The organism is Streptomyces sp. NPDC093111, from assembly GCF_040683955.1.
In the GTDB taxonomy this organism is placed as follows: domain Bacteria; phylum Actinomycetota; class Actinomycetes; order Streptomycetales; family Streptomycetaceae; genus Streptomyces.
Window position 1 is genome coordinate 303,580 of sequence record NZ_JBFBNW010000008.1, and the last position, 17,476, is coordinate 321,055.

Genomic DNA, 17,476 nt, shown 5'->3' on the forward strand with positions numbered 1-17,476 from the left:
CGTGCGCCGGTCAATCCTTGGGGCTGAACGTGGCGAACGCGGTCTCGCGCAGCGTCTTGCAGTCCGCCGCGTCCCACGCGTCGGCCTTGCAACTGATCATGATCGAGTAGCCGTGTCCGGCGTCGACCTTGAAGCCGCGGTTGAGTATCCGGATCCGCATGCCGTTCTGGTTGCGCTCGAACTCCCAGTCGGCGACGGTCGGATACCCCTTGTACTCGACCGGGCGGATGGCGATGTGCTTGTAGCCGTTGCTCGACGCGGCCACCGCGGCGACGGCGGCGCGCCAGGCGCTGGCGGCGTCGTCGCGGGGGCTGTCGTTGAAGTCGACCTGGACGCGCGGGAAGCCGCTGCCGCCGGCGTGGAAGATGCCGCCCGAGTTCTGGCCCGCGATGGCGGCCAGCTTGAAGGAGGAGGGCATCGCCATCTGGAAGTGGAAGCGGCCGTTGGTCACCATCACGTAGCCGGCGGGCAGCTGCGGGCCGGCCGGCTTGTCGCCGCCGGGCGTGCCGCTCGGCGTGGTGCCGTTCCGGCCGGCGGTGTCGCCGGTGGGCTTGTCGCCGCCGCCCTGCTGGTCCGGGTCGCCGCCCGAGGTGCCGGTGTCGGTGCTCGGGTCGCTGCCGCCGCCGGCCGTGGATCCGGCCGAGGCCGTCGTGCCTCCGGTGCCCTTGCCCTTGCCGTTGTCGGTGGCGCCGTCCTGGCCGCCGCCGAGGGCGACGTACAGGATCGTGCCGAGCAGGGCGGCGAGCACGACCGCGCCGATGATCACGAGGGTGCGGCGCGGGACGACGTCGGTGAGCGAGGCGCGGGCCTGCGCGGGCCGGTCGGGCACTCCGGCGCCGGTGCGGCGCTCGGGCTCCGGCTTCGGCGCGGACGCCGCGTTCCGTACGGACTTCAGGGCGCCGCGCATGCGGTCGGCGGCCTCGCCGGTCTTCTCCCGGGCGGGCGTCGGCGGGGCCAGCGGCGGGCGCTCGGGGATCGGCGGCAGCGGGACGATCCTGGTCGCCTCGGGGGACGGCTCGGGCGGGGCCTCGGGCGCGTCGAGGACGGCGCGCAGCAGCACCCGGGCTCCGGCGTCGTCGAGCCGCTGGTCGGGGTCCTTGGCGAGCAGGCCGTAGATGACCTGCTCCAGCCCGGGGCCCGCGTTCTTCGGCGGGTCGACCGGCTCGGTCATCACCGCGGTGAGCGTGGCGATGGCGGAGCCCTTGTCGTAGGGCGGGCTGCCCTCGACGGCGGCGTACAGGAGTCCGCCGAGCGACCAGAGGTCGGCGGCCGGGCCGGGCTTGTGGCCGCGGGCCCGCTCGGGCGAGATGTACGAGGGGGCGCCGACGAGCATGCCGGTGGAGGTGATCGAGGGGTCGCCCTCGACCTGGGCGATGCCGAAGTCGGTGAGGACGACCCGGCCGTCCTCGGCGATCAGCACGTTGGACGGCTTCACGTCGCGGTGCAGGATGCCCTCGCGGTGCGCGGAGCGCAGCACGTCGAGGATGGCGAGGCCGACCTCGGCGGCGCGGCGCGGGGTGAGGGTGCCGTCCTCGCGGACGGCGTCGGCGAGGGACTTGCCCTCGATGAGCTCCATGACGATCCACGGCCGGTCGTCCTCGTCGACCACGTCGTAGACGGTCACGGCGCCGTTGTTGCGGATCCGGGCGATGGCCTTGGCCTCGCGCAGGGTCCGGGTGATGAGGCGTCGCTTCTCGTCGTCGTCGATGCTGGTGGGGAAGCGCAGCTCCTTGACGGCGACGGTCCGTCCGAGCGTCTCGTCGACCGCCCGCCACACGGTGCCCATGCCGCCGCGGCCGAGGACGACGCCGAGGCGGTAGCGCCCGGCGAGCAGCCGTCCTTCGGTGGACGCCGCGTCAGCACCGCCGGTGCGCCCGGCCGTTCCGGCGGCGCGCTTCGCGTCGACGTCGGCGACGTCCGCGCCGAAGCCGGTGGCCGGCGCGGCCCCGTCGGTCGACCCGCTCGCGGCCGGGGTGCCCGTGGCCGCCGGCTTCTTGGTCAGGTCGGCTCCGGTCCGCGCGCCGGTTCCGCTCCGGGCCCCGGACGCCGCCGCGGCCCCGGACGCGGAGTCCCGCTCCGTGCCCTCGGCGTCCGGTGACGCGTCCCGCGTCCCGCCCGGTGCCGCCCCGTCCCGGTCCGCCGTGCGCGCGGCCGGAACCGCGCCCCGGTCGCCGTCGGTGGCGGCCCCCGCAGGGGCGTCCCGTCGGGGGTCCTGCCCCGTGTCCCGCGACTGCTCCGCCTCCGACATGCGTCCCCTCGTCGATCCCTGATCTGCGCCCGCGTCCGCCGCTCCCGCACGATGCGGCAACCCGCCCTGGAAGAGAGCTCATTGTCCCTCACTCCGGGACCGATGCCTCCCCCGGGTCCGTACTCCGAGAAGCATTCCCGTGCCCGCGCCGGTCAGAGCGGCACGATGTCGGGCGCCCCCAGCCTGGCCGCGTCCGCCGTCAGGTCGTCGGGCTGGCGCTGCGATTCGCGTTCCGCCTGGACCCTCTTCTCGTAGTGCTCGACCTCCTTGTCGACCTGGTGCGCGTCCCAGCCGAGGACCGTCGCCATGAGTCCGGCGCACTCGCGGGCGCTGCGGGTGCCCCGGTCGAAGGTCTCGATGGAGATGCGGGTGCGCCGGGTGAGGACGTCGTCGAGGTGGCGGGCGCCTTCGTGGGAGGCCGCGTAGACGACCTCGGCGCGCAGGTAGTCCTCGGCGGCGGGCAGTGGCGCGCCGAGCGAGGGGTCGGCGGCGATCAGGTCGAGGATCTCCTCCGTCAGGGAGCCGTAGCGGTTGAGGAGATGCTCCACCCGGGCCACGTGCAGTCCGGCGCGGGCGGCGATCCCGGCGCGCGCGTTCCACAGGGCGCGGTAGCCCTCGGCGCCGATGAGCGGGGTGTCCTCGGTGACGCAGGCGGCGACCCGCTTGTCGAGGCCGTGGACGGCCTCGTCGACGGCGTCCTTCGCCATCACCCGGTAGGTCGTGTACTTGCCTCCGGCGACGACGACGAGGCCGGGGACGGGGTGGGCGACGGTGTGTTCGCGGGAGAGTTTGCTGGTGGCGTCGGACTCGCCGGCGAGCAGCGGGCGCAGGCCCGCGTAGACGCCCTGGACGTCGTCGCGGCTCAGCGGGGTGGCGAGGACCCCGTTCACGTGCTCCAGGAGGTAGTCGATGTCGGCGCTGGAGGCGGCGGGGTGGGCCTTGTCGAGGTCCCAGTCGGTGTCGGTGGTGCCGATGATCCAGTGGCGGCCCCAGGGGATGACGAACAGCACGGACTTCTCGGTGCGCAGGATGAGTCCGGTGGTGGAGTGGATGCGGTCCTTGGGCACGACGAGGTGGATGCCCTTGGAGGCGCGGACGTGGAACTGGCCGCGTTCGCCGATGAGGGCCTGGGTGTCGTCCGTCCACACGCCGGTGGCGTTGACGATCTGGCGGGCCCGGATCGCGTACTCCCCGCCGGTCTCGACGTCCTGGACGCGGGCGCCGACCACCCGCTCGCCCTCGCGCAGGAAGCCGACGACGCGGGCCCGGCTGGCGACCTGTGCCCCGTAGCTCGCGGCGGTGCGGACGAGGGTGGTGACGAAGCGGGCGTCGTCCATCTGGGCGTCGTAGTACTGGAGGGCGCCGACGAGGGCGTCCTTCTTGAGGCAGGGCGCCACCCGCAGGGCGCGGCCGCGGCTGAGGTGGCGGTGGACGGGCAGGCCGCGCCCGTGGCCCGAGGAGACGGACATCGCGTCGTACAGCGCGACGCCCGAGCCGGCGTACCAGCGCTCCCAGCCCTTGTGCTGGAGCGGGTAGAGGAACGGGACGGGCTTGACCAGGTGGGGCGCGAGCCGTTCGAGGAGCAGGCCGCGCTCCTTCAGGGCCTCGCGGACGAGGGCGAAGTCGAGCATCTCCAGATAGCGCAGGCCGCCGTGGATCAGCTTGCTGGAGCGGCTGGAGGTGCCGGAGGCCCAGTCGCGCGCCTCGACGAGGCCGGTGGAGAGTCCTCGGGTGACCGCGTCGAGCGCGGTGCCCGCGCCGACGACTCCGGCGCCGACGACCAGCACGTCCAGCTCGCGCTCGGCCATCGCCGCGAGCGCCGCCGTGCGCTCGGCGGGTCCCAGTGTCGCTGTCCTCACCGCTGCCTCCCGTCGTCCCCCTGTGTGGTCGGGCTCACGGCTTCGATTCTGGACCGGCCCCGCGACTTCAGCCACCGCCTGAACCGCGGCCTGTGGATAACACTCGCGATCTTCGGCTCCACAATGCCGCATATCGGTCATATTTACGCCTAGTCTGACATTGCGCTCGCCCCGTTCTGTCCACAGGGCTTGCGCGTCGTGTCCCCTCCGGCTAGGGCCTGTCCGGCCCTGATCCACCAGACAGGCCCTAGCGGCCCCGGCCTCACACCCCCTCCGGCACCAGGGAAGGACGGCCCACCTCCATGCCCGCTGATCTCGCCGTCATCGGCCTCGGCCACCACGGTCTCCCCCTCGCCCAGGCGGCCACCACGGCCGGCGTCGGCACCGTCGGCTACGACACCGACCCCCGCCCCGTCGCCGAACTCGCCGCCGGACGGCCCCCCGTCGACGGCTCCCTCACCGCCGCCGAGATCCGCCGGATGCTCGCCGCGGGCTTCCGCCCCGCCGCCGACCCCGCCGAGCTCGGCCGGGTCCGCACCGCCGTCGTCTGCGCACCCACCCCGCCGGGACCGGACGGCGCCCTCGACCTCACCGCCGTCACCGACGCCGCCCGCGCCCTCGCCGCCCGGCTGCGCCCCCACACGACGGTCCTCCTGGAGTCCCCCGTACCCCCCGGCACCACCGAAGGGCCCTTCCGCGAGCTCCTCGAAACGGGCTCCGGACTGCGCGCCGGGCGCGACTTCCACCTGGCCTACTCCCCCGGCCGCCTCGACCCCGGCAACCGCACCCACGGCTTCGCCGGCACCCCCAGGGTCATCGGCGGGCTGACCCCCGCCTGCACCGAGTCCGCCGCCGCGTTCTACGGCCGCCTCACCGACAAGGTGGTCCGCGCCCGCGGCCCGCGCGAGGCCGAGACCGTGAAACTCCTGGAGACCAACTTCCGGCACGTCAACATCGCCCTCGTCAACGAGATGGCCGTGCTCTGCCACGAACTCGGCGTCGACCTCTGGGACGTCATCCGCTGCGCCGAGACCAAGCCCTTCGGCTTCCAGGCCTTCCGCCCCGGCCCCGGCGTCGGCGGCCACGGCGTCCCCGTGGACACCATCGGCGCCCACCGCCCGCTGCGCCTGGTCGAACTCGCCGGCCAGGTCAACGAGCGCATGCCGCAGTACGTCGTCCAGCGCTGCGCGACCCTCCTCAACGAACACGGCAAGTCCGCCCGCGGCGCCCGGATCCTCCTGCTCGGCGTCACCTACAAACCCGACCTCGCCGACCGGCAGGGCTCCCCCGCCGACGAGATCGCCCGCCGCCTGATGGACCTGGGCGCCGCCGTCAGCTACCACGACCCGCACGTCCCCGACTGGCGCGTCCGCGACCTGCCGGTCCCCCGCGCCGACTCCCTCTACGAGGCCGCCGCCCACGCCGACCTGACGATCCTGCTCCAGCACCACCGCACGTACGACCTCCAGGGCCTGTCCGTGAAGGCACAGCTGCTCCTCGACACCCGGGGCGCCACTCCGGGGGGCGCCGCGCACCGGCTGTGAACGGCGCGAGGGGCCCCGCACCACCCGGTGCGGGGCCCCTCGCGTACGTACCGCCTGCCCGTACGGGCTTCGGGTCAGCGCTTGTGCTGCGCGTCCGCGACCGTCACCTCGACGCGCTGGAACTCCTTGAGCTCGCTGTAGCCCGTGGTGGCCATCGCGCGGCGCAGGGCGCCGAAGAAGTTCATCGAGCCGTCCGGAGTGTGCGACGGGCCCGTGAGGACCTCCTCGGTGGTGCCGACGATGCCCAGGTCGACCAGCTTGCCGCGCGGCACGTCCTCGTGGACGGCCTCCATGCCCCAGTGGTGGCCCTTGCCGGGCGCGTCCGTGGCACGGGCCAGCGGGGAGCCCATCATGACCGCGTCGGCGCCGCAGGCGATCGCCTTCGGCAGGTCGCCGGACCAGCCCACGCCGCCGTCGGCGATCACGTGCACGTACCGGCCGCCGGACTCGTCCATGTAGTCGCGGCGGGCCGCGGCCACGTCGGCGACGGCGGTGGCCATCGGGACCTGGATGCCGAGCACGTTGCGCGTGGTGTGCGCGGCGCCGCCGCCGAAGCCGACCAGGACACCCGCCGCGCCGGTGCGCATCAGGTGCAGGGCCGCGGTGTACGTGGCGCAGCCGCCGACGATGACCGGGACGTCGAGCTCGTAGATGAACTGCTTGAGGTTCAGCGGCTCGGCCGCGCCGGAGACGTGCTCGGCGGAGACGGTCGTGCCGCGGATGACGAAGATGTCCACGCCGGCGTCGACCACGGCCTTGGAGAACTGCGCGGTGCGCTGCGGGGAGAGCGCGGCGGCGGTGACCACACCCGCGTCGCGCACCTCCTTGATGCGCTGCCCGATCAGCTCCTCCTTGATCGGAGCCGCGTAGATCTCCTGCAGACGCCGGGTCGCGGTGTCCTCGTCCATCTCGGCGATCTCGTCGAGCAGCGGCTGCGGGTCCTCGTAGCGGGTCCACAGGCCCTCGAGGTTCAGCACGCCCAGGCCGCCGAGCTCGCCGATGCGGATGGCGGTCTGCGGCGAGACGACCGAGTCCATGGGAGCGGCCAGGAACGGGAGCTCGAAGCGGTAGGCGTCGATCTGCCAGGCGATCGAGACCTCCTTCGGGTCCCGGGTGCGCCGGCTCGGTACGACGGCGATGTCGTCGAACGCGTACGCCCTGCGGCCGCGCTTGCCGCGCCCGATCTCGATCTCAGTCACGTTGTGTGGCCTTTCCCTCTTGGTCTGCGCCTACCAGTATCCCCGACACACGCCGAAGGGGCGGCTCCGGCCATATGCCGGAACCACCCCCTGGGGATCCGTGGATCGCGCTGCGTTACGTACGGCTGCTTACTTACGGCTGTAGTTCGGCGCCTCGACGGTCATCTGGATGTCGTGCGGGTGGCTCTCCTTGAGGCCCGCCGAGGTGATCCGGACGAACCGGCCGTTCTGCTGAAGCTCCGGGACCGTGCGGCCGCCGACGTAGAACATCGACTGACGCAGACCACCGGTCAGCTGGTGCACGACCGAGGCGAGCGGGCCGCGGTAGGGCACCTGGCCCTCGATGCCCTCGGGGATCAGCTGCTCGTCGGAGGCGACGCCCTCCTGGAAGTAGCGGTCCTTGGAGAAGGACTTGCGGTCGCCGCGGGTCTGCATGGCGCCCAGCGAGCCCATGCCGCGGTACGACTTGAACTGCTTGCCGTTGATGAAGAGCAGCTCGCCCGGGGACTCCTCGCAGCCCGCGAGCAGCGAGCCGAGCATCACCGTGTCGGCACCGGCGACGAGCGCCTTCGCGATGTCGCCGGAGTACTGCAGGCCACCGTCGCCGATGACCGGGATGCCGGCCGCCTTGGCGGCGAGGGAGGCCTCGTAGATGGCCGTGACCTGCGGGACGCCGATGCCGGCGACCACGCGGGTGGTGCAGATGGAGCCGGGGCCGACACCGACCTTGATGCCGTCCGCACCGGCGTCGACGAGCGACTGGGCGCCGTCGCGGGTGGCGACGTTGCCGCCGATGACGTCGACCGAGGAGTTCGACTTGATCTTGGCGATCATGTCGCCGACCAGCCGGGAGTGACCGTGCGCGGTGTCGACGACGATGAAGTCGGCGCCCGCCTCGATCAGGGCCTGCGCGCGCTCGTACGAGTCGCCGGCGACGCCGACGGCCGCGCCGACGAGCAGCCGGCCGCCCTTGTCCTTGGCGGCGTTCGGGTACTTCTCGGCCTTGACGAAGTCCTTGACCGTGATGAGGCCCTTGAGCAGCCCGGCCTCGTCGACCAGCGGCAGCTTCTCGATCTTGTGGCGGCGCAGCAGCTCCATGGCGTCCACGCCGGAGATGCCGACCTTGCCCGTGACCAGCGGCATCGGGGTCATGACCTCGCGCACCTGGCGGCTGCGGTCCGACTCGAAGGCCATGTCACGGTTGGTCACGATGCCGAGCAGCTTGCCCGCCGGGTCGGTGACCGGGACGCCGCTGATGCGGAACTTGGCGCAGATCGCGTCGGCCTCGGCGAGCGTGGCGTCCGGGTGCACGGTGATCGGGTCGGTCACCATGCCGGACTCGGAGCGCTTCACCAGGTCGACCTGGTTGGCCTGGTCGGCGATGGAGAGGTTGCGGTGCAGGACGCCGACGCCGCCCTGACGGGCCATGGCGATGGCCATCCGGGCCTCGGTGACCTTGTCCATCGCGGCGGAGAGCAGCGGGATGTTCACCCGGACGTTCCGCGAGATGTACGAAGAGGTGTCGATCTGGTCGGGCGCCATGTCGGACGCGCCCGGCAGCAGCAGTACATCGTCGTAGGTCAGCCCGAGTGTCGCGAATTTCTCGGGCACTCCGTCGATGTTGGTCATGACACCTTCCCCAATGGCCTTGATCGGTGCGGATGTCCATGCTAACGGGCCGCAGCCGTGTCTCATTCCACGATCAAGATCAGCGAGCAGCTTTGGACGTTCGCACGTGTACGTGAGGGACACCCGCCCCTCCGAACCCTTACTGCTCGGCCAACGCCCGCAGCCGGCTCAGCGCACGGTGCTGGGCCACCCGGACCGCGCCCGGGGACATCCCGAGCATCTGCCCGGTCTCCTCGGCGGTCAGTCCGACGGCCACCCGGAGGACGAGCAGCTCGCGCTGGTTCTCCGGGAGGTTGGCGAGCAGCTTCTTGGCCCATTCGGCGTCGTCGCTGAGGAGCGCCCGCTCCTCGGGCCCGAGCGAGTCGTCCGGCCGCTCGGGCATCTCGTCGGAGGGCACGGCCGTCGAACCCGGGTGCCGCATGGCGGCCCGCTGCAGGTCGGCGACCTTGTGGCCGGCGATCGCGAAGACGAAGGCCTCGAAGGGCCTGCCCGTGTCCTTGTAGCGCGGCAGCGCCATCAGGACGGCGACGCAGACCTCCTGGGCCAGGTCCTCCACGAAGTGACGGGCGTCACCGGGCAGCCGGTTCAGCCGCGTACGGCAGTAGCGCAGGGCAAGGGGGTGCACGCGCGCGAGGAGGTCGTGCGTCGCCTGCTGGTCCCCCTCGACGGCACGGTGAACGAGTGCACCGATCTCCCCCTGCCCTGCGGGCACGGGGGACCCCATGGTCTCGTCGTCGCGCATCGCTCCATGGTGCCTTGACGCCTGCCCGTTCGCGGCACCGCGTCCGTAGTTGTGCACCGAAGCGTTATGAGCAGGTGCGCCGGCACTCATCTCCTGCGCCCTCCCCTTCCGCTCGTTGTCCGCTGGCTCGTTCGTCTCGTCCCCGAGGAACTCCACACCATCAAGGATGCGGCATTCCGCGGAGAAGTGACACAAGCCCACCCCGTCCGCCGCTCGGCGGACGGGGATGCGGCCGATGGCCGCAGGTCAGCGCACCAGGCCCCAGCGGAATCCGAGCGCGACGGCGTGCGCCCGGTCGGAGGCGCCCAGCTTCTTGAACAGCCTGCGCGCGTGCGTCTTCACCGTGTCCTCGGAGAGGAAGAGCTCGCGCCCGATCTCCGCGTTGGACCGGCCGTGGCTCATGCCTTCGAGCACCTGGATCTCGCGGGCGGTGAGGGTGGGCGCGGCGCCCATCTCGGCCGAGCGCAGCCGGCGCGGGGCCAGCCGCCAGGTCGGGTCGGCGAGGGCCTGGGTGACGGTGGCCCGCAGCTCGGCGCGCGAGGCGTCCTTGTGCAGATAGCCACGGGCACCCGCGGCGACCGCGAGCGCGACACCGTCCAGGTCCTCGGCGACGGTGAGCATGATGATGCGGGCGCCGGGGTCCGCGGAGAGCAGCCGGCGGACGGTCTCCACGCCGCCCAGGCCGGGCATGCGCACGTCCATCAGAATCAGGTCCGAGCGGTCCGCTCCCCAGCGGCGGAGGACTTCCTCGCCGTTGGCCGCGGTGGTCACGCGCTCGACGCCGGGCACGGTCGCGACCGCCCGCCGAAGCGCCTCTCGGGCAAGCGGGGAGTCATCGCAGACGAGGACGGAAGTCATGCCTGACCTCCGTGGCTCTCGCAGCTGAAGCGCGTCACCTTGAGCCTCCAGGGCTGGTACGTATCGTCACCTGTGCGGTTGACACCCCCGGACATCTGTCCGAGCGCTTGTTCCTTCAACCGCCTCCGCACTCTCAACGACGGTCACTCGAAAGAGTTACGGGTCGGACGGCCGCCTTCGGCACTCTACGTGAGGGCCCGTACGCGGAGGAGAGCGTCGCAGGTCATCCGTCCTTCACCCGAAGGTATGCCCCATTTAGCGGGTTTTCTTCCCTTTTCGCGGTGTCTGTGGCTAGATTCGCAATGAGTCATATTTACATCTACTTAGACAGTAGTTGTACGGTCGGATCGAACCCGCGAGAGCGGGTACGCGACATCCGACGGGGGACGAAGGGCCCCGTCGATCAGCCAGCCACAACCCGCCCACCAATCCGTTCGACACGGTTTCAAGGGGACTAGCGCAATGGCAGATTTCTCCCGCCTTCCCGGACCCAACGCCGATCTGTGGGACTGGCAACTGCTCGCGGCCTGCCGCGGGGTCGACAGCTCCCTGTTCTTCCACCCCGAGGGAGAGCGCGGCGCGGCACGGAGTGCGCGCGAGAACTCGGCGAAAGAGGTCTGCATGCGGTGCCCGGTACGCGCGGAGTGCGCGGCACACGCGCTCGCCGTACGGGAGCCCTACGGCGTCTGGGGCGGCCTCACCGAGGACGAACGCGAAGAGCTCATGGGTCGAGCCCGCAATCGCCTGGTCACGACGTCCGCCACCGCGCGGGCGTCCCACACGAGCACGGCAGGCGTGGGTCACGCCTGAAGTAACGTTTCTGCACTACGACTCGGCACAACCGGACGACACCGAGCGGGCCGGCCCCCACCCGGCCCCGGGAACCGCGCCGCACGCGGCCCGGGGGCGTGCGGCCCCGGCGACCGCGCCGCGTCGCGCCGCCCCGCGCGCCCGCCGCGCGGCACGGCCACGGGAGAGGCCGCGGGCCCGGCCCGTGACCCGGACGGCGGGCGTGTACCGCACGCCTTCGGCACGCGCTCGTCCGACCGATACCGCCGCCCTCACCCGCACGGGCGCGGGGCTCTCACCCGTCCGGCCCAGCGCACTCACCCCTACGGGCGTGCGCCCGCACTCGTACGGCCGGACCCGGTTCATCCGGACGGCGTCCCCCGTCCCGTACCGAGGTCCCCCGTACGGCGGCGTGCGGACCACCCGTACGGCGGCGCCCCGGCTTCACTCGTACGGCCCAGGCGGGCTAGGCGTGTGTCGCCGCCGGGCGCTCGGCGGCGCGGTCCGAGGCCCGGGTCAGCTCGTCCAGGGTGGCCGCGACGGCCGGGACCTGGGCCAGGTCCGGAAGGGTGAGCGCCACGATCTCGCGCTCCACGGCGGGCTCCACCGTGACGGTGACGGCGCCCTTGGGCCGTACGGACTCGATGGCGAGCTGCGGCAGGACGGCGACGCCGAGGCCCGCGCCCACCAGGCCGATCACGGCCGGGTAGTCGTCGGTGGCGAAGTCGATCCGCGGGGTGAAGCCGGCCTCCCGGCAGACGTCCACCAGCTGGCGGCGGCAGCGCGGGCAGCCCGCGATCCACGGGTCCTCGGCCAGCTCGCCGATGGCCACCGACTCCGCCCCGGCCAGCCGGTGCCCGGCGGGCACCAGGCCGACGAGCCGGTCGGCGAGGAGCGGGCGGACCACCAGGTCGTCCCAGGCGTCCGGGCCCGCCCCGTACCGGAAGGCGAGGGCCACGTCGCAGTCGCCCTCGCGCAGCATCTCCACCGAGCGCGGCGGCTCGGCCTCCACGAGGGAGACCCGGGTGCCGGGGTGCGCGGCGCGCAGGGCCGCGAGGGCGGTGGGGACGAGGGTGGAGCTGCCGCTGGGGAACGAGACGAGCCGCACCCGTCCGGCCCGCAGCCCGGCGATGGCCGCGACCTCCTCCTCGGCGGCGGTCAGCCCGGCCAGGATCCCGGAGGCGTGCCGCACCAGGGCCTCGCCCGCCTGGGTGAGGCGCATCTCGCGGCCGGTGCGGATCAGCAGGGGCGTGCCGGCGGAGCTCTCCAGGGCCTTCATCTGCTGGCTCACCGCGGGCTGGGTGCAGCCCAGTTCGCGGGCGGCGGCGGAGAAGGAGCCGGTGGCGGCGACGGCGCGCAGGACGCGGAGGTGGCGGGCCTCGATCATGCGCCTAGCATAAGCCCTCCTTGGGTACGACGCAGAATTTCCGCACTGACCTTTGAGGATGCCGTCACCCGACCTAGGCTGCCCCCCATGGAACTCCTGAGCGTGAACGTGGGACGCCCCAAGGCCGTCGACTACACCAACGCCCCCGCGGGCCTGACCGGCATCGACAAGCGCCCGGTCGACGGCCCCGTACGGGTCGCCGCCCCGGTGCCCGGCGGGTCCAGTGGCGTCGCCGGGGACGCCGTGTGCGACCTGCGCTTCCACGGCGGCGCCGACCGGGCCGTGCACGCCTTCGCGCGCGAGGACATGGAGTCCTGGGAGCGCGAGCTCGGCCGCCCGCTGCCCCCCGGCTCGTTCGGCGAGAACCTCACCACCCGCGGCCTCGACGTGAACGGCGCCCTCATCGGCGAGCGCTGGCGGATCGGCCCCGACCTCGTCCTGGAGGTCACCGGCGGCCGCATCCCCTGCCGCACCTTCGCCGGCTTCGTCCAGGAGGACGCCTGGGTCCGCCGCCTCAACCAGTCGGCGGCGGGACCCGGCGCCCTGCTCCGCGTGATCGAACCGGGCGAGATCCGCGCGGGCGACCCCATCACCGTCATCCACCGCCCCGCCCACCCCATCACCATCACCCGCCTCCACCACGCCGCGACCACCGACCGCTCCCAGCTGCCGGGCACCCTGGTGGCGGCCGAGTGGATGGAGTCGGGGCTGCTGGCGCTGGCGCGGAACTACGCGGAGAAGTACGGGGAGTAGGACGGGGAGTAGGACGGGGAGTCGGACGCCCATCGGGGCGGCGACCGGGACGGGGCGAGGTGCGGGGGAAGTACGGGCCCGTTCCCCCACACGGCCTCCACACGGCGCGGGTTAACGTGCCGCGTATGACGACTGCACTGATTACGGGAGCGACCGCCGGCATCGGCGCCGCCTTCGCCCGGCGGCTGGCCGCGGACGGGCATGACGTGGTGCTCGTGGCGCGCGACGTGAAGCGGCTTCGGGACCAGGCCACGGAGCTGCACGACCGGCACGGGATCGAGGCGGAGGTGCTGGCGGCCGACCTCTCCGAGGAGGAGGGGATCGAGGCCGTGGTGGCGCGGCTCTCGGACGCCAAGCAGCCGGTGGACCTCCTGGTGAACAACGCCGGGTTCGGCAACAAGGGCCGGTTCCTGGAAGTCTCCATGGACGACGAGCTGAAGATGCTGAAGGTGCACTGCGAGGCGGTGCTGCGGCTGACCTCGGCGGCGTCGAAGGCGATGCGGGCCCGCGGGCGCGGCGGGGTGGTGAACGTGGCCTCGGTGGCGGCGTTCCTGCCGCGCGGCACCTACGGGGCGTCGAAGGCGTGGGTCGTGCAGTTCACGCAGGGCGCGGCGCGGGACCTCGCGGGCAGCGGGGTGCGGCTGATGGCGCTGTGCCCGGGGTTCGTGCGGACGGAGTTCCACCAGCGGGCGGGGATGGGGACGGACAACATCCCGGGCTGGATGTGGCTCGACGCGGACAAGCTGGTCTCCGCGGCGCTCGCCGATCTGGCCCGGGGGCGGACGCTGTCCATCCCCGATCCCCGTTACAAGGCCCTGATGGGTGTGGTGAAGCTGGCTCCGCGCGGGCTGCTGGGCGGGGTGTCCTCCCGGGCGGGGCGCAAGTACGGGCCCGAGTAGGGGCCCGGACAGAGGTCCGGGTCGGGGCCCGGACCTGGGTCCGAGTCGGGGTCCGAGTCGGGGTCCGAGTCGGGGTCCGATTCGGGGTCCGGGCAGGGGCCTCCCCGGTTTACCGGTTCTCGCCCGGGCCCTCGTACGCCCCGATGTTCGGGGGCGATGTCGCCGACACGTCGTTCCCGAACCAGTCCCTGCCGCCGTTGTCCTCGACGGGGGTGCCGGCGGACCGGGCCGGGGAGCCGGGGGCCAGCGTCAGGTCGGGGTTGAGCAGGGGGTCCGCGGTCAGGCCGCCCGGGTTGGGGCGGGTCATGGTGATGCCGTGGAAGAGGTTGTTCGAGAAGGCCAGGCCCGGGGTGGGGTTCTTGAAGGCGTAGCCGCCGGGGGTGCCCTCGTTGACGAAGAGGTTGTTGGTGAGGGCGAGTTCGTGGCGGGTGGTGGCGGGGCTGCCCGCGTCGTCCTGGACGAGGTGGGCGGGGACGGTCGTCCGGTTGACGAAGGTGTTGTTGTAGATACGGGTGTTGAGGATGGGGCCCCAGCAGTTCTGGATGAGGCGGGCTCCGTCGTCGACGCTGAGGTTGTAGCGGACGACGGTGTCGAGGGTCTGGGCGCCGCTGTAGGGGCAGATCAGCAGGAAGCCGCCGGCGTTGTCGTGGCTGTGGTTGTACTGGAAGACGGTCCCCTTGGAGGCGCCGTCGGCGTCGAAGGACATGCCGTCCTTGGTGTTGCCGCCGCCTGAGACCTCGTTGTACTCGACGGTCGTGTCGTCGGTGTTGAAGGTCCAGATGCCGGCGTTGGCCGCCTTGGAGCGCAGCTGGAAGCCGTCGACGCGGTTGTGGTCGACGCGGGCGCCGCTGGTGGTGTCGATCTTGATGCCGTCGCCGGCGATCGAGGTCAGGGTGTTGTGGTGGACGCGGACGCGGAGGTTGGGGGTCCAGGCGCCGGGGAAGGCGACCGGGTCCTGCTGGTTCCCGACCAGGTCGCGCTTGGAGAAGCGGGACTTGAAGTAGATCCCCTCGCGGTCGACGTCACGGATGTCGTTGTGGCCGATGTCGAGGCCGTCGTACCAGCTGGGGACCGTGGTGCCCTCGACCGCGACGTGGATGGCGCTGGAGCCGGTGAGGGTCTTGGCGTCGCCGCCGCGTATGTCGTGGAGGGAGAGGTGGTCGAGGGTGATGCCCTGGGCGGCGCCGTAGTCCGCCAGGCGCAGGCGGACGCCGTTGCGTTCGGTGCCGGGGGCGGCGGCGTTGGTGATCTCCAGGCGGGTGAGCCGGAGGTACCGGGTGTTGGCGAGGAGGACGGCGTCGTGGGCGCCGTTGCCGTCGACGACCGCGCGGCCGGGCGCGTCGCCGTAGTCGGCGATGGTGAAGGGGGCTCCGGGTGCGCCCGCGCCCTGGGGGGCGAGGGTGCCGGTGCAGGTGGTGCCGCGCTTGAGGAGGAGGCGGTCGCCGGGTCCGTAGGGGTGGGCGTTGGCCGCGGCCAGGGTGGTCCAGGGGCGTCGGACGCTGCCGTCGCCGGGGCCGGTGGCCGAGCAGTCGACGTAGTGGCGGTCGCCGGTGCGCGGGGCGGCCGCGGCGGGGACGGTGGTCAGGAGCGGTAGTGCCAGGGCGGCGGCGGCGAGGGCCGCGCGGGTACGGCGCTGGGTCACTGGTCCTCCGGGTCGGGGGCGTCGAGGGCGAGGCGGGCGGTGGTGCCGTTCTGCCAGGTCACGCGCAGGGTGCGGGCGTCGTCGACCTGGACGTTCGCGAGGGTGGCGACGGGGGCGGGGTCGGCTTCGGCGGTGAGGGAGGCGAGGGCGACGAAGAGGGTCGCGGGGCCGCTGGTGGTGCCGTGCAGGGCGGGGGTACGGGTGGGGCCCGGGCCCTGGAGGGTGTCGCCGGTGGGGAGTTCGGTGACGTCGGGGGCGTAGCCGTGGACGGGGTGGAGCTGGGAGGCGGGGCCGCCCGGGTGGACGGCCCAGCCGGTCTGCCGTACGGGGGTTCCCTCGGGGGCGCCGAGGACGAGGTGGGCGCGGACCTCCGCGCGGCCGTGGACGAGGACGGCGGACAGGACCTGAACGCCGGGGGCGCAGGGCTCGCTGGGGTCGCCGGTGTCACTGGGGTCGCCGGGCAGCGGGGTGTGCCGGGAGAGGGCCCGGTCGGGGCCGGTGCCGAGCGGGGTGACGGGGCCGCGGCGGGTGGCCCGGCCGGCGGCGTCGAGCAGGGCGAAGTGGTTGTCGGCGGGGTCGGGGGCGTGGGTGGGGCCGGTACGGGTGGAGTAGGCGTGGCGGGAGTAGCCGGGGTCGTCGGTGCCGGGGTCTCCCACGTGGTTGCTGCCGTGGTTGTGGAGGCGGACCAGCCCGTCGGCGGCGGTGGTCTGGACGAGGAGCCCGGTGGGGCCGAAGGCCCGTACGGTGTCGGCGCGTTCGGCCGGGAGGGCTTCCTCGGGGTCGGTCCAGGCGGGGTGGCCGTCGGGGAGCAGCAGGCCGAGGAAGCCCTTGGCGGCCCAGTAGGGGGAGCCGGGGCCCGAGTAGCTCTGCAGGACCGGCTCGTAGGGGCCGTGCCAGCCGAGGGTGAGCAGGCCGCGGGCGTCGGTGGCGCCGCGGTCGAGGAAGTGGCGGAGGCTGCCGGAGGCGAGGCGGCGGGTCGCGCCGGGGGTGAGCGGGGTGTGTCCGGTGAGGGTGCCCAGCCAGGGGGCGGCGGCCGCGGCGAAGCGGTAGGTCAGGGACCTGCCGTACGGGAGGGGGGCGCCGTTGCCGTCGAAGAGGTGGACGTGGGCGTCGAGCTGGGCGCGCAGCCGGGGGCCGTAGCGGTCGAGCAGGGCGCGGTCGCCGGCGAGGTGGGCGTGCAGGACGGGGTAGAAGTGCAGGGCCCAGGGGTTGTAGTGGTCGAAGGCGCGGTTGTCGCCGTCGCTGTACCAGCCGTCGCCGAGGTACCAGTGCTCGATGCGTTCGAGGGCGCGGTCGACGGTGGCGGCGGCGCGGTCGGTCTCGATGCCCGCGTCCTGGAGGAAGCCGGCGACGGTGAGTCCGAAGAGCCACCAGTTGTTGTCGACGGGCGAGGGGCCGAGGGCGGGGAGCAGCCAGTCGACGACGCGTTCGCGGACGCGGGTGTCGAGGCGGTCCCAGAGGTGGCGGCGGGTCAGGCGCAGGGCGAGGGCGACGGAGGCGGATTCGACGACGGCCTGCCGGGTGTCGGCCGGGCGGGGCCAGAAGTCGGGGTCCGTGGTGCCGGGCCGCTCGGTGCCGGCGGCGAGTCCTTCGGCGTAGCGGTCGAGGTGTCCGTGGGGGTCGTCGCCGTGCGCGGTGCGCAGGGCGGCGAGGAGGAAGGTGCGGGCGTAGCCCTCCAGGCCGTCGGAGCGGGGGCCGGACCAGCTGGGGCGGGGGCCCGGGAGGCCGATGAGGGCGGCGCGGGGCGAGGCGTACGGACGTACGGCGAGCAGGAGGTCGTCGGCCGTGGTCTCCCAGTGGGCCCGGGTCCAGCCGGTGTACGGGCTGAGCTCACGGTTCTCGGGTGGCGTGGGCATGATGCTCCCTGGGATTCCGTGCTGCGGAGGGGACGGCGGCGTCGCCCGGAATCCTGAAGACGCTTCGATCG

General features: G+C 73.2%; 13 protein-coding genes. 4 read left to right on the plus strand and 9 right to left on the minus strand.

Annotated elements, in window-relative coordinates:
• Positions 1-10 precede the first annotated feature (10 nt).
• Together AB0Q96_RS16465 and AB0Q96_RS16470 are read right to left on the minus strand one after the other, a co-directional pair.
• On the minus strand, positions 11-2,248 hold the full coding sequence (locus AB0Q96_RS16465) for a serine/threonine-protein kinase (RefSeq protein WP_365325917.1): 2,238 nt from the start codon (positions 2,246-2,248) through the stop codon (positions 11-13).
• Between the two features lie 152 nt (positions 2,249-2,400).
• Entirely contained in the window at positions 2,401-4,107 is a 1,707-nt protein-coding gene (locus AB0Q96_RS16470) for a glycerol-3-phosphate dehydrogenase/oxidase (RefSeq protein WP_365325919.1), read from the minus strand.
• A 302-nt stretch (positions 4,108-4,409) separates the two neighbouring features.
• Here AB0Q96_RS16470 and AB0Q96_RS16475 point away from each other — a divergent pair, with 302 nt between their 5' ends.
• A complete protein-coding gene (locus tag AB0Q96_RS16475; RefSeq protein WP_365325921.1) occupies positions 4,410-5,651 on the plus strand; it encodes a nucleotide sugar dehydrogenase in 1,242 nt (413 codons plus the stop codon).
• 74 nt (positions 5,652-5,725) lie between these two features.
• On the opposite strand, the gene AB0Q96_RS16480 is transcribed toward AB0Q96_RS16475, so the two are convergent.
• The 4 genes from AB0Q96_RS16480 to AB0Q96_RS16495 all read right to left on the minus strand — a co-directional run bounded on the left by AB0Q96_RS16480 (position 5,726) and on the right by AB0Q96_RS16495 (position 10,079).
• On the minus strand, positions 5,726-6,850 hold the full coding sequence (locus AB0Q96_RS16480; RefSeq protein ID WP_365325923.1) for a GuaB3 family IMP dehydrogenase-related protein: 1,125 nt from the start codon (positions 6,848-6,850) through the stop codon (positions 5,726-5,728).
• Between the two features lie 129 nt (positions 6,851-6,979).
• The gene (gene guaB, locus AB0Q96_RS16485) at positions 6,980-8,479 is read right to left on the minus strand and encodes an IMP dehydrogenase (RefSeq protein WP_365325925.1); all 1,500 of its coding nucleotides are present in this window, start codon (positions 8,477-8,479) and stop codon (positions 6,980-6,982) included.
• 139 nt (positions 8,480-8,618) lie between these two features.
• Positions 8,619-9,221, minus strand: coding sequence for a sigma-70 family RNA polymerase sigma factor (locus AB0Q96_RS16490; protein ID WP_046908296.1), 603 nt, complete (start codon positions 9,219-9,221; stop codon positions 8,619-8,621).
• A 246-nt stretch (positions 9,222-9,467) separates the two neighbouring features.
• Positions 9,468-10,079, minus strand: coding sequence for a response regulator transcription factor (locus tag AB0Q96_RS16495; RefSeq protein ID WP_003948568.1), 612 nt, complete (start codon positions 10,077-10,079; stop codon positions 9,468-9,470).
• Between the two features lie 462 nt (positions 10,080-10,541).
• Here AB0Q96_RS16495 and AB0Q96_RS16500 point away from each other — a divergent pair, with 462 nt between their 5' ends.
• Positions 10,542-10,889, plus strand: coding sequence for a WhiB family transcriptional regulator (locus AB0Q96_RS16500; protein WP_329423259.1), 348 nt, complete (start codon positions 10,542-10,544; stop codon positions 10,887-10,889).
• A 445-nt stretch (positions 10,890-11,334) separates the two neighbouring features.
• Here AB0Q96_RS16500 and AB0Q96_RS16505 read toward each other — a convergent pair whose 3' ends face one another.
• A complete protein-coding gene (locus AB0Q96_RS16505) occupies positions 11,335-12,255 on the minus strand; it encodes a LysR family transcriptional regulator (protein WP_365325928.1) in 921 nt (306 codons plus the stop codon).
• Between the two features lie 87 nt (positions 12,256-12,342).
• On the opposite strand from AB0Q96_RS16505, the gene AB0Q96_RS16510 reads away from it, so the two are divergent.
• Positions 12,343-13,008, plus strand: a complete 666-nt coding sequence (locus AB0Q96_RS16510) for an MOSC domain-containing protein (protein ID WP_365325930.1) — start codon at positions 12,343-12,345, stop codon at positions 13,006-13,008.
• A 125-nt stretch (positions 13,009-13,133) separates the two neighbouring features.
• A complete protein-coding gene (locus AB0Q96_RS16515) occupies positions 13,134-13,907 on the plus strand; it encodes an SDR family oxidoreductase (RefSeq protein WP_365325933.1) in 774 nt (257 codons plus the stop codon).
• A gap of 109 nt (positions 13,908-14,016) precedes the next feature.
• Here AB0Q96_RS16515 and AB0Q96_RS16520 read toward each other — a convergent pair whose 3' ends face one another.
• Both AB0Q96_RS16520 and AB0Q96_RS16525 read right to left on the minus strand, forming a co-directional pair.
• Entirely contained in the window at positions 14,017-15,549 is a 1,533-nt protein-coding gene (locus tag AB0Q96_RS16520; protein ID WP_365325936.1) for a right-handed parallel beta-helix repeat-containing protein, read from the minus strand.
• Entirely contained in the window at positions 15,546-17,405 is a 1,860-nt protein-coding gene (locus AB0Q96_RS16525; RefSeq protein WP_365325937.1) for a DUF2264 domain-containing protein, read from the minus strand. Before AB0Q96_RS16525 ends, AB0Q96_RS16520 begins: the two co-directional genes overlap by 4 nt.
• Between the last annotated feature and the right edge of the window lie 71 nt (positions 17,406-17,476).

Excerpts from the sequence above, each read along its gene's own strand:
- AB0Q96_RS16505 (WP_365325928.1), bottom strand. The coding sequence starts at position 12,255 with ATGATCGAGGCCCGCCACCTCCGCGTCCTGCGCGCCGTCGCCGCCACC.
- AB0Q96_RS16465 (WP_365325917.1), bottom strand. The coding sequence starts at position 2,248 with ATGTCGGAGGCGGAGCAGTCGCGGGACACGGGGCAGGACCCCCGACGG.
- AB0Q96_RS16495 (WP_003948568.1), bottom strand. The coding sequence starts at position 10,079 with ATGACTTCCGTCCTCGTCTGCGATGACTCCCCGCTTGCCCGAGAGGCG.
- AB0Q96_RS16510 (WP_365325930.1), top strand. The coding sequence starts at position 12,343 with ATGGAACTCCTGAGCGTGAACGTGGGACGCCCCAAGGCCGTCGACTAC.
- AB0Q96_RS16525 (WP_365325937.1), bottom strand. The coding sequence starts at position 17,405 with ATGCCCACGCCACCCGAGAACCGTGAGCTCAGCCCGTACACCGGCTGG.
- guaB (WP_365325925.1), bottom strand. The coding sequence starts at position 8,479 with ATGACCAACATCGACGGAGTGCCCGAGAAATTCGCGACACTCGGGCTG.
- AB0Q96_RS16515 (WP_365325933.1), top strand. The coding sequence starts at position 13,134 with ATGACGACTGCACTGATTACGGGAGCGACCGCCGGCATCGGCGCCGCC.
- AB0Q96_RS16490 (WP_046908296.1), bottom strand. The coding sequence starts at position 9,221 with ATGCGCGACGACGAGACCATGGGGTCCCCCGTGCCCGCAGGGCAGGGG.
- AB0Q96_RS16475 (WP_365325921.1), top strand. The coding sequence starts at position 4,410 with ATGCCCGCTGATCTCGCCGTCATCGGCCTCGGCCACCACGGTCTCCCC.
- AB0Q96_RS16500 (WP_329423259.1), top strand. The coding sequence starts at position 10,542 with ATGGCAGATTTCTCCCGCCTTCCCGGACCCAACGCCGATCTGTGGGAC.